The 11,513-nt window shown below is 70.3% G+C and carries 6 protein-coding genes; 5 read left to right on the forward strand and 1 reads right to left on the reverse strand.

Features of this window, described 5'->3' with window-relative positions:
• Positions 1–177: 177 nt before the first annotated feature.
• A complete protein-coding gene (locus ABZ215_RS41660; protein ID WP_354956326.1) occupies positions 178–3,873 on the reverse strand; it encodes a multifunctional oxoglutarate decarboxylase/oxoglutarate dehydrogenase thiamine pyrophosphate-binding subunit/dihydrolipoyllysine-residue succinyltransferase subunit in 3,696 nt (1,231 codons plus the stop codon).
• A gap of 248 nt (positions 3,874–4,121) precedes the next feature.
• On the opposite strand from ABZ215_RS41660, the gene ABZ215_RS41665 reads away from it, so the two are divergent.
• From ABZ215_RS41665 to ABZ215_RS41685, 5 genes are all read left to right on the forward strand, one after another.
• Positions 4,122–4,652: a YbaB/EbfC family nucleoid-associated protein gene (locus tag ABZ215_RS41665; protein WP_354956328.1), complete on the forward strand. Its 531-nt coding sequence runs from the start codon at positions 4,122–4,124 to the stop codon at positions 4,650–4,652.
• Between the two features lie 8 nt (positions 4,653–4,660).
• A complete protein-coding gene (locus tag ABZ215_RS41670) occupies positions 4,661–5,038 on the forward strand; it encodes a type VII secretion target (protein WP_354956330.1) in 378 nt (125 codons plus the stop codon).
• Positions 5,035–9,489: a DUF6531 domain-containing protein gene (locus ABZ215_RS41675; RefSeq protein ID WP_354956332.1), complete on the forward strand. Its 4,455-nt coding sequence runs from the start codon at positions 5,035–5,037 to the stop codon at positions 9,487–9,489. Before ABZ215_RS41670 ends, ABZ215_RS41675 begins: the two co-directional genes overlap by 4 nt.
• A gap of 3 nt (positions 9,490–9,492) precedes the next feature.
• Positions 9,493–9,969 carry a hypothetical protein gene (locus ABZ215_RS41680; protein WP_354956334.1) on the forward strand — a complete coding sequence of 159 codons (477 nt, stop codon included), beginning with the start codon at positions 9,493–9,495 and terminating at the stop codon, positions 9,967–9,969.
• Positions 9,970–10,042: 73 nt separating this feature from the next.
• Positions 10,043–11,422 (forward strand): FAD-linked oxidase C-terminal domain-containing protein, encoded by a 1,380-nt coding sequence (locus ABZ215_RS41685; RefSeq protein ID WP_354956336.1) that lies wholly within the window; start codon positions 10,043–10,045, stop codon positions 11,420–11,422.
• Positions 11,423–11,513: the final 91 nt, after the last annotated feature.

An 11,513-nucleotide genomic window follows, 5' to 3' on the forward strand; every position in this document is an offset into this window, starting at 1 on the left:
TTGTCAAGGCGGGAAAGCGTGCCTTGACAAGCCTGGTCGGCGACTAAAGATCGGCTGTGGATCGGGGGCGGGGGAGGTCTGGTTGGGGTAGTCGGCTTGTTTCCGTTGCCGGCTTGCGTTTGTTGCAGAGAAAAAGCGCCCTCCCTGTTTCGGGAGGGCGCTTCCTTTGTTGCTAGATCAGCTGAAGGCCTTGGCGATCAGCGCCTTCTGCTCCACCTCGTGCACCTTCGACGAGCCGGCCGACGGGGCGGCCATCGGGCGCCGCGAGACCACGTCCAGCTTGCCGAGCACGTCCGGGAACATGCGCGGCAGGTGGAGGCCGAAGAACGGCCACGCGCCCTGGTTCTCGGGTTCCTCCTGGACCCACACGACCTCGGCGCCGGTGTAGCGCTCCAGCGCCGCCAGCAGCTTCTTCTTCGGCAGCGGGTAGTACTGCTCGATGCGCACGATGGCGACATCGTCAGCCTCGCGCTTGGCGCGCTCCGCCACCAGCTCCCAGTAGAGCTTGCCGGAGGTCAGCAGCACCTTCCGCACCTTGCCGGGCTCCACCTCGGCGTCGTCGATGACCGACATGAACTTCGAGTCGCCGGTGAAGTCCTCCAGGCCCGACGTCGCCGCCTTGTTGCGCAGCATCGACTTCGGCGTGAAGACGATCAGCGGGCGCTGGATGCCGTCCAGCGCGTGGCGCCGCAGCAGGTGGAAGTAGTTCGCCGGGGTGGACGGGACCGCCACGGTCATCGAACCCTCGGCGCACAGCGACAGGAACCGCTCGATGCGGCCCGACGTGTGGTCCGGGCCCTGGCCCTCGTGGCCGTGCGGCAGCAGCAGCACGACGTCCGACCGCTGGCCCCACTTCGCCTCACCGGACGAGATGTACTCGTCGATGACCGTCTGGGCGCCGTTGACGAAGTCGCCGAACTGCGCTTCCCACAGCACGAGCGCGTCGCTGTTCGCCACCGAGTAGCCGTACTCGAAACCGACCGCCGCGTACTCGGACAGCGCCGAGTCGTAGATCATCACGCGGCCCTGGTCGTCGGCCAGGTTCTGCAGCGGCGCGTACTCCCGGCCGGTCTTCCGGTCGATCAGCACCGAGTGGCGCTGGGTGAACGTGCCGCGACGCGAGTCCTGACCGGACAGCCGCACCAGACGACCCTCGATCGCCAGCGAACCGAACGCCAGCAGCTCGCCGAAGGCCCAGTCGATGCCGCCCTCGCGGGACATCTTGTACCGCCGCTCCATGACCGGCTTGACGCGCGGGTGCGGGGTGAAGCCCTCGGGGACGTTGACGAACGCGTCGCCGATCCGCTCGATGACCTCGGCGGGCACCGCGGTCGGCACCTTCGCGGGCACCTGCTGCTCCTCCTCGACGGAGGGGCTCGGCGCGATCGGGTGCTTCTCCAGCTCGCGGACCTCGTTGAAGACGTGCTCCAGCTGGCTCGAGAAGTCCCGCAGCGCGGCCTCGGCCTCCTCGACGGAGATGTCACCGCGGCCGATCAGCGACTCGGTGTAGGTCTTCCGCACCGAGCGCTTCGTGTCGATGATGTCGTACATCGCCGGCTGCGTCATCGACGGGTCGTCGCCCTCGTTGTGGCCGCGGCGGCGGTAGCAGATCATGTCGATGACGACGTCCTTGTTGAACGCCTGGCGGTAGTCGACGGCCAGCTTGGCCACCCAGTGCGCCGCCTCCGGGTCGTCACCGTTCACGTGGAAGATCGGCGCGCCGATCATCTTCGCCACGTCGGTCGCGTACTGCGAGGACCGCGAGTGCTCCGGCGCGGTGGTGAAGCCGACCTGGTTGTTGATGATGATGTGCACGGTGCCGCCGGTGCGGTAGCCGCGCAGCAGCGCCAGGTTCAGCGTCTCCGCCACGACACCCTGGCCGGCGAACGCCGCGTCACCGTGCAGCAGCACGGGCAGCACCGAGAAGCCACCGGTGTCGCTGTCGCCCTTGTCGAGGATGTCCTGCTTGGCGCGGACGATGCCTTCGAGCACCGGGTCGACGGTCTCCAGGTGCGACGGGTTCGCGGTCAGCGACACCCGGGTCTCGCCGTCGCCGAACATGCGGAAGTACTTGCCCTCCGCGCCCAGGTGGTACTTCACGTCGCCGGAGCCGTGCGCTTGGCCCGGGTCGAGGTTGCCCTCGAACTCCTGGAAGATCTGCGAGATCGGCTTGCCGACGATGTTCGCCAGCACGTTCAGGCGGCCGCGGTGCGGCATGCCGATGACGACCTCGTCGAGCTCGTGCTCGGCGGCCTTGTCCAGGACGGTGTCCAGCATCGGGATGACGGTCTCGCCGCCCTCCAGCGAGAACCGCTTCTGGCCGACGTACTTCGTCTGCAGGAACGTCTCGAACGCCTCGGCCGCGTTCAGCTTCGACAGGATGTACTTCTGGACGTTGGGGTCCGGCTTGGCGTGCGGGACCTCCACGCGGTCCTGGATCCAGCGGCGCTCCTCCGGGTCCAGGATGTGGGTGTACTCGACGCCGACGGTCCGGCAGTAGGAGTCGCGCAGCACGCCCAGCACGTCGCGCAGCTTCATCTTCTGCTGGCCGGCGAACCCGCCGACAGCGAACTCGCGGTCCAGGTCCCACAGCGTCAGGCCGTGCGAGAGGACGTCCAGGTCCTCGTGGCGGCGCTGGCGGTAGTTCAGCGGGTCGGTGTCGGCCATCAGGTGGCCGCGCATCCGGTAGGCGTCGATCAGCTCCAGCACCCGGGCGGTCTTGTCGATCTCGCCCTCGGGGATGTCGGAGACCCAGCGGACCGGCTCGTAGGGCAGCCGCAGCGACGTGAAGATGTCGTCGTAGAAGCCGTCCTCGCCGAGCAGCAGCTCGTGGATGCGCTTGAGGTACTCGCCGGACTCGGCGCCCTGGATGATGCGGTGGTCGTAGGTCGAGGTCAGCGTCATGATCTTGCTGATGCCCAGCTTGACGAGGGTCTCCTCGCTGGTGCCCTCGAAGTGCGCCGGGTACTGCATCGCGCCGACGCCGATGATCGCGCCCTGCCCGGCCTGCAGCCGCGGCACCGAGTGGTTGGTGCCGATGCCGCCCGGGTTGGTCAGCGAGATGGTGGTGCCGGCGAAGTCGTCCGCGGTCAGCTTGTTGTTGCGGGCCTTCTTGACGATGTCCTCGTAGGCCTGCCAGAACTGGCGGAACGTCATGTTCTCGCAGTTCTTGATCGAGGCGACGACCAGCGTGCGGCCGCCGTCCTTGCCCTTCATGTCGATGGCGAGGCCGAGGTTCACGTGCTCCGGCGTGACGGCGTGCGGCTTGCCGTCGACCAGGGCGTAGTGCCGGTTCATGTTCGGGAAGTCCTGCAGCGCCCGCACCATGGCGTAGCCGATGAGGTGCGTGAACGAGATCTTCCCGCCGCGGGTGCGCTTGAGGTGGTTGTTGATGACGATGCGGTTGTCGGCCATCAGCTTGGCCGGGACCGCGCGCACGCTGGTGGCGGTCGGCACGGCCAGCGAGGCGTCCATGTTCTTGGCGATCGCGGCCGCGGCGCCCCGCAGCTGCTTGCTCTCCGGCTCGGCGGCGGCCGGCTTCGTGGTCGCGGCGGCCGGCTTCGCGGCCGCGGGCTTGGCGGCCGGCTTGGCGGGCTCCGCGGCCGGCTTGGCGGCGGGCTTCGGCTGGGCGGGCGCGGCCGGGGCAGTCGCAGCCTGGTTGACCTGGCCGTTGCCCGGCTTGGCGGGCTGCTCACGGACGGGCGCGGGCGCGGCGTCCGGCTTCGACTCCGTGGTCTGCGTCGGCTTGAAGTCCGAGAAGAACTCGTGCCATGCGGCGTCTACTGAAGAGGGGTCGGCGAGGAACTGGTCGTACATCTCCTCGACGAGCCATTCGTTGGGGCCGAACTGTGACGCAGGGCTGCTGCTGGACACGGCAGGGACTCGCCTCTATCCATATCTCGATCTTGTTGTCCGCTTGATGCGCCTACCAGGCTAACCCCCTCGCGTTCGCCGTTGTGACCGAAGTGGCCCAAGTCCCGGGACTCAGGTTTGGGATTCCTCACTTGATCGGTCCAGCGCCTATCCGGACGAGTAAGGGACCTGCCGATACCGAGTACGGGACCGGTGTGGAACCGGTACGGTCGCCGGACCGTCTGCAGGAAGAGCGGAAGGGGGTTCCGGTGGCGGACCTGTCGGACATCGAGCGCATGGTCGGCGACTGGGAGCGCAACGCGGTCGAGCGGTCGCAGCGCTTCCAGGCGATGCAGCACGAGGTCGAGCAGATCTCGATCACCGAATCCGTCGCGAACGGGGCGGTCAGCGTGACCGTCGGCAACAACGGCATCCCCACCGACGTGCGCATGACCGACGCCGTCCGCGGGATGAGCCCCGACGAGATCGCGGCGAACGTGCTCAAGGCGATGCAGAAGGCCCAGTCGAAGTACCCGCAGGTCATCCAGGAGATCGTGGCCGGGACCGTGGGCGAGTCGGACAGCGCGGCGCAGCACATCGTGCGCACCGCCGCCGAGAACTTCCCGGAGGCCCCGCCCGAGGACCCCGAGCCGCCGGTGCCCGGCCGCCAGCTGCGGATCGAGAGCGAGGCCGACGACGAGCCGCCCCGGCAGCCTCGCCGCCCGGCGCCGCCCCAGCGGCCCCGGCGCGATGACGACGACGGCGACTTCGGCGACCAGTCCTTCCTGCGACGCGACTAGGGGGAGCGATGACCAGCAGCTTCGCGCGAGGCGCGGGCACCAGGGCGGGCGGCTCGGCCGCCCGCGGCGCCGCCAACGGCTACGAGGTGCTCACCGACGAGCTCGGCACGCACGCGGGCAAGGTCGACGGGCTGGCGGAACGCTTGCAGACCGCTGTCGACGCGGCCCGCCAGGTGAGCATGGACAACAGCGCGTTCGGGGTGATCTGCCAGCCGTTCGCGATGATGCTCGACCCGTTCGAACAGATGGGCGTCCGCGCGCTGGAGACCGCGGCCGAGTCGGTCACCGGCACCGCGGGCAACGTCCGCACGACGGCCACCACCTACGACGGACAGGACGAGAGCACCCGGCAGACGGTCAAGCGGCTGGGTGAGCCCCTGACATGAGCAACCCGCTGGTCGCGCAGGCCCAGTCGCAGACGACCGCGGTCACCGGCATCGGGATCTTGGAGTCGGCGCAGGACCTGTCCAATGGCATCAAGGACGGGTCGTGGGTCGAGGGCGGGCTGGGGGCGCTCGGCGCCGGTCTCGAGGTCTTGTCCATGGTGATCGATCCGCTGGGCACGCTGGCGCAGTACGGGGTGGCGTGGCTGATCGAGCATGTGCGGCCGTTGAAGGAGGCGTTGGATTGGCTGGCGGGGGATCCGCCGGTGATCCAGTCGTTTTCCGACACGTGGGCGAACGTGGCCAGGGAGGTCGGCGCGGTCGCGGGTGATTTGAAGAACGAGGTCGAGGGTGGCACGGCGGGCTGGTCCGGCCAGGGTGCCGACACCTACCGCCGGTCGGGCGCGGAGCAGGCCGAGGCGTTGGCGGGGGCGGCGGCGCTGGCCGACGGCATCTCCACCGGCGTGATGATCATGGGCACGGTGGTGGGGTTCGTGCGCGAGATGGTGCGCGACATCGTGGCCGAGCTGGTGGGGAAGCTGATCACGTGGGCGTTGGAGGCGGCGTGCACGTTGGGTTTCGCGACGCCGTTGATCGCTGCGCAGGCGACGGCGGCGATTTCGAGTGCGGTGACGCGGATTGCGGATTTCATCCGGAAGCTGGTCAAGACGATCGGGAACGTGTCGCCGCGGATCAGCCGGGTCATCGGCAAGCTGGACGAGATCATTCAGCAGTTGAGCAAGCTCGGCCGCAAGCTGGGCGGTGACGGCACCACCCCGTCGGCCGCACACGGCGGCGGGAAGGTCGAGACGCCGGACCTGGACGGCCCCGCGAGCCCCGACGCGCCGAACAGCCCGGACGGCGTCGACGGCACCCCGGGCAGCGGCCAGCCCGGCGGTGACGGCCCGTCCCGGGCCAGGGACTCTGCCGAGGACCCGCGCAAGTCCGGCCAGGACGAGGACTCGACCTGCACAAACGGCGACCCGATCAACGTCTTCACCGGCGAGGTGATCCTGCCGCAGGTGGACGTCGACCTCCCGGCGGTGCTGCCGTTGACCGTGCGCAGGCGGCACGCCTCGGCCTACCGGCTCGGCCGGTGGTTCGGGCGGACCTGGGCGTCCACGTTCGACCAGCGCCTCGAGGTCGAGGACGACGGGATCTACTTCGTCACCGAGGACGGCCGCGTCCTGGTCTACCCGCACCCCGTGCGTGACGGTCAGCCCGTGTTCCCCATCGAGGGAGCCCGCTGGCCGCTCGTCCGCACCGGGGAGGAGTACGTGGTCACCCACCGGCAGAAGCGCGAGCGGTACACCTTCGGTCCCGTCGCCGGCGCGCCGGACGGCGAGCTGCCGCTGCGGTCGGTCGTGGGCCGCACGGGGCAACGGCTGGACGTGGACTACGAGAACGGCGCCCCCAGCGAGATCCGGCACTCGGGGAACTACCGGGTGGCGGTCACCGCGGAGGGCGGCCGGATCACCGCGCTGACCCTCCGCGGCGCGGACGGTGCGCCGGACGTCCCGCTGCTCCGGTACGCCTACGACGACAAGGGCCGCCTCACCGACGTGTTCAACTCGTCGGACCGGCCCCTGACCTTCGCCTACGACCGGTCGGGGCGCATCACGCGCTGGGTGGACCGCAACGGCGAGTGGTACGGCTTCCACTACGACGGCCTTGGCCGGTACGTCCGGACCGAGGGTTCCGGCGGCGCGCACACCGGAACGCTGCGGATCGACCAGGACGCCCTCGTCTCGGTGTGGACCGACGCGGCGGGCCACGAGACGACCTACCGCTTCAATGAGCTGCGGCAGATCGTCGAAGAGGTCGACGCACTGGGCGGCAGCACCCGCTCGGAGTGGGACCGCTACGACCGGCTGCTGTCCCGGACGGATCCGCTGGGGCGCACCACGTCCTACCGCTACGACGAGGCAGGCAACCTGGTGGCGCTGACCCGCCCGGACGGCACCCAGCGGCTGTTCAGCTACGACCGCGACGGCCAGCTGGTCGCCACCGTCGAGCCGACGGGCGCGGTGACGCGGCGGGACTACGACGAGGCCGGGAACCTCGTCGCGGTCACCGACCCCGCCGGAGCCGTGACCCGGTACCGGTACGACGAACGCAACCACCTGGCGGCGATCGTCGATCCGCTGGGCGGCGTGCACCAGGTCGAAACCAACGACGCCGGTCTCCCCGTCGCCATGACCGGCCCGGACGGCGCGGTGAACCTGTTCGGTCGCGACCAGTTCGGCCGGATCCGGTCCCGGACCGACCCGGCCGGGGCGACGACCACCTACACCTGGACCGTCGAGGGGCTGCTGTTGTCCCGCACCGGTCCGGACGGCACGGTCGAGCGCTGGCAGTACGACGGGGAAGGCAACCAGACCGCCGGAGCCGGCGCCGCGGGCGAGCTGACGCACGTCGTCAGCACCCACTTCGACCTGCCCGCCGCCGTCACGACCCCGGACGGGAACCGCCTCGAGTACACCTACGACGAGAAGATGCGGCCGGTCGTCGTGCGCAACGCGGCAGGCTCGGAGTGGCGGTACGTCTACGACGCCGTCGGCAACCTCGTCCGCGAGACGGACTTCACCGGCCGGACCCTCGTCTACACCTACGACGCGGCGGGGCAGGTGGTGTCGCGGACGAACGGTGCGGGGGAGACCACGCGCTTCACTTACGACCTGGTGGGGAACCTCGTCGAGCGGCAGACGGGCGACGCGCCGCCCGCCCGGTTCACCTACGACGCGGCGGGACGCCTGGTTCGCGCGGTGAACGCCGACGCCGACGTGCGCTTCGAGCGGGACGAGGCCGGGCGCGTCGTCGCCGAGACCGTCAACGGCCGCACCGTCGAATCCCGCTACGACCTGCTCGGCAGGCCGGTGTACCAGCGCACCCCCACGGGCGTGGAGAGCCGGTGGAGCTACGACGCCGGGGGCAGGCCGTCCGTGCTGAGCGCCGCGGGCCGCACCATGAGCTTCCGCTACGACATCGCGGGCCGGGAAGTGGAACGCCTGCTGGACACCGGGATCTCCCTCGCGCAGGAGTGGGACGCGGGCAACCGCCTGCTCGCGCAGACGTTGTCCGCGGTGTCGGCCGCGTCGCCGGTGCGGCGGATCCAGCACCGCACCTACTCCTACCGCGCGGACGACCAGCTCGTGGCGACCGCCGATCAGCTCGGCGGCCTCTGCGAGTTCGACCTGGACCAGGCCGGGCGGGTCGTCGGCGTCCGCGGCGCGGGCTGGGCGGAGCGCTACGACTACGACCGCGTGGGCAACCTCCGGGCCGCGCACAACCCGGCCGATCCCGAGGCGAGCGGGCCACGCCAGGTCAGCGGCACGCTCACGGTCGCCGCGGGGAACGTCCGGTACGCCTACGACCGTCAGGGGCGGATGGTGCTCCGGCAGCGGAAGCGGTTGTCCGCGAAACCGGACAACTGGCACTTCGCCTGGGACGGCGAAGACCGGCTGGTCGGGCTGGTCACCCCCGACGGGACGCGGTGGCGGTACGCCTACGACGCGCTGGGGCGGCGCATCAGCAAGCAGCGCATCGCCGAGGACGGCCACACCGTCGCCGAGCGGACCGACTTCGTCTGGGACGACACGGTCCTGGTGGAGCAGATCGAATCCGGTGGCCGGACGAAGGCGTGGCACTGGCTGCCGGACACGCTGCAGCCGGTGAGCCAGACCGAGCGGCTCTGGAACACCCGCGACCAGGCCTGGGTCGACCGCGAGTTCTACGGCATCGTGACCGACCTGATCGGCACCCCGACCGAGCTGGTCGACGCCGCGGGCAACCTGGCGTGGCGGGCGACCAGATCGGTGTGGGGCCTGGTCGCCGGAGTCGGCGCCGCCGACACCCCGTTGCGGTTCCCCGGGCAGTACCACGACCCGGAGAGCGGTCTGGACTACAACTACCACCGCTACTACGTGCCCGAGCTCGGGCGCTACGCGAGCCAGGACCCGCTCGGCCTGGTCGCCGGGCCGAACCCGCAGGCCTACGTCCCGAACCCGATGACGTGGCTCGACCCGCTGGGACTGGTGCCGTGCCGCGACTGCGACGCGCAGAAGGAAGAACTGCCCAAGGGCGACAACCGGTGGTTCGACCAGCGGCGGGAGGCGTTCAACGCCGCGCGCGACCGGGCCGGCATCCCCAACAGCGCGTCGCCCGTGCGGCAGTGGACCGTCGGCGACAACCCGGCCTTGCAGGGGCGGGGCAACTACCACTACGACAGCGCCCCCGGCGCACACGGCCGCTACTACGAGTACGAGACGCCGAACGGCCCGAGGGTGATCGCCGAGCACACGAACGACCCGCGCGCGCCGCACCCGCACTTCCACGCCTACCAGCCGAAGGCGGGCCACGACGGGGTGGTGATCGGTGAGAAGTACGACCGGGTCGATGGTCCGCACCACTACTACTATGGGTCGCATGCTCCGAGCTGGCCGGCGGGTGACTGAGCCGTGACCGGGTCCGCGCGCGACCGGCGGCTGAAGTTGCTGCAGGCGAAGAAGGCCGAACAGCTCAAGGACCGTCTGTCCGCTTTCGACACCGGTGAGTTCGCCCAGTGGCCGGACTTCCCGGAGTGGCTGCGCGCCGAGTTCGTCAAGACCCGGCGGACGACCGCCGAGCCGGACTCGGTGCTGCCCGAGTCGGCGGACGACGACGAGATCCGCGCCTGGCAGGCGGAGTTCGCCGCACGGGCCGGGCTCGACGGGCGGCTGTACGTGCTCACCGGGGTGGACGACTTCCCGTGGCTCTACTGCGCCGCGCGGGACGACCGCTGGGCCGAGGAGATCGGCGAGGTGCTGGGGTACGGCTGGACCGCGATCGGCGCCGGGAAGGACCGTCTCGTCGTGTTCTACGAGGAGGAGTACGAGTACCAGGCGTTCCTGGTGGCGCCGGGGCACCTCCGGGACGACGACGGCCGGTTGCTGTAGCCGGCGTCTCACCTGCCGCTCAGCGGGCCTGGCGGCCGTCGTCATACCGGTAGCCTCCTCGGTGGAGGTTGTGATGGATTCCCCGACACTGGTGGCCGCCCTGAGGCGGGTCGTTCCGGCTGAGCGCGTGGTGGACGACCCGGCCGTGGTCGAGTCCTACCTGCAGGACCACGCGGAGTGGGCCGAATACGGGCAGGCCGCCGCGGTGGTGCGGCCGCGCGGGACCGCCGAGGTGCGCGACGTCGTGCGGTTCGCGGCGGAACACCGAATCCCCGTGGTGCCCCGCGGGGCCGGGACGGGGCTGTCCGGCGGGGCGAACGCCGTCGACGGCTGCATCATGATCTCGTTCGAGTCGATGGACTCGGTGCTGGAGATCGACCGCGCCGAGCGGCTCGCGGTCGTGCAGCCGGGCGTGGTGAACGACGACCTGCGGGCGGTCTGCGCCGAGCAGGGGCTGTGGTACCCGCCGGACCCGGCGAGCTCGCCGTGGTCGACGATCGGCGGGAACGTGGCCACCAACGCCGGCGGGCTGTGCTGCGTGAAGTACGGCGTGACCAGGGATTATGTGCTGGCGCTGGAGGTGGTCACCGGGCGCGGCGAGGTCGTGCGGCTGGGCCGTCGCACCGCGAAGGGCGTCGCCGGGTACGACCTGTGCGGCCTGATGGTCGGCTCCGAGGGGACGCTCGGGGTGATCACCGAGGTGACGGTGCGGCTGCGCCCGCGGCGCGAGCCCGAGCGCACCATCGCCGGGTACTTCGACTCGGTGATCGCCGCCGGTGAGGCGGTGAGCGCGGTGTCCGCGTCGGGGGTGATCCCGTCCGCGCTGGAGCTGGTCGACCGGCACTGCCTGGAGGCGGTCGACGCGTGGAAGAACATGGGCCTGTCCACCGAGGCGAACGTGGTGCTGCTGGGCCGCGTCGACACCCCGGGTCATGCCGGCGAGGAGGAGGCGCGGACGATCCTGCGGTGTTTCGAGGAGGCCGGCGCGACCTGGGCGGCGCTGTCCACGGACGAACACGAGGCCGAAGCCCTGTTCGACGCACGGCGCCTGGCGTACCCCGCGCTGGAGCGGCTCGGCCCGGTGCTCACAGAGGACGTGTGCGTGCCGCGCGCGCTGGTGCCGGAAATGCTGGCGCGGATCGAAAAGGCGGCCGCCAGGCACGACACGCTGATCGCGAACATCGCCCACGCCGGCGACGGAAACCTCCACCCGCTGCTCATCACACCCATCGGCGACGACGCGGCTCGGCGCCGGGCACAGGCCGCATTCGAGGACATCATCGCCGACGCGGTAGAACTGGGCGGCACGGTGACCGGCGAGCACGGAATCGGCTTGCTCAAACGCGGCGGCTTGCGTCGCGAGGTTAGCCACGAGGTCCTGGAGATGCACCGCGCAGTCAAAAATGCCTTGGACCCACACGGAATCCTGAACCCAGGCAAGGTTTTCGTTTAGAGCGTGTCTCATGTGGTGTGTTTGCGGAGTTTCTTGTAGCAGGTCAGGGCGGCTCCGAGGGTGAGGAAGGCGAGGAAGTGGCTGGCTTTGC

The organism is Amycolatopsis sp. NPDC006131 (assembly GCF_040614175.1).
GTDB classification, from domain to species: domain Bacteria; phylum Actinomycetota; class Actinomycetes; order Mycobacteriales; family Pseudonocardiaceae; genus Amycolatopsis_E; species Amycolatopsis_E tucumanensis.

Bases quoted from the DNA above. Each gene is read 5' to 3' on its own strand.
- ABZ215_RS41670 (WP_354956330.1), top strand. From the start codon at position 4,661: ATGACCAGCAGCTTCGCGCGAGGCGCGGGCACCAGGGCGGGCGGCTCG.
- ABZ215_RS41675 (WP_354956332.1), top strand. From the start codon at position 5,035: ATGAGCAACCCGCTGGTCGCGCAGGCCCAGTCGCAGACGACCGCGGTC.
- ABZ215_RS41685 (WP_354956336.1), top strand. From the start codon at position 10,043: ATGGATTCCCCGACACTGGTGGCCGCCCTGAGGCGGGTCGTTCCGGCT.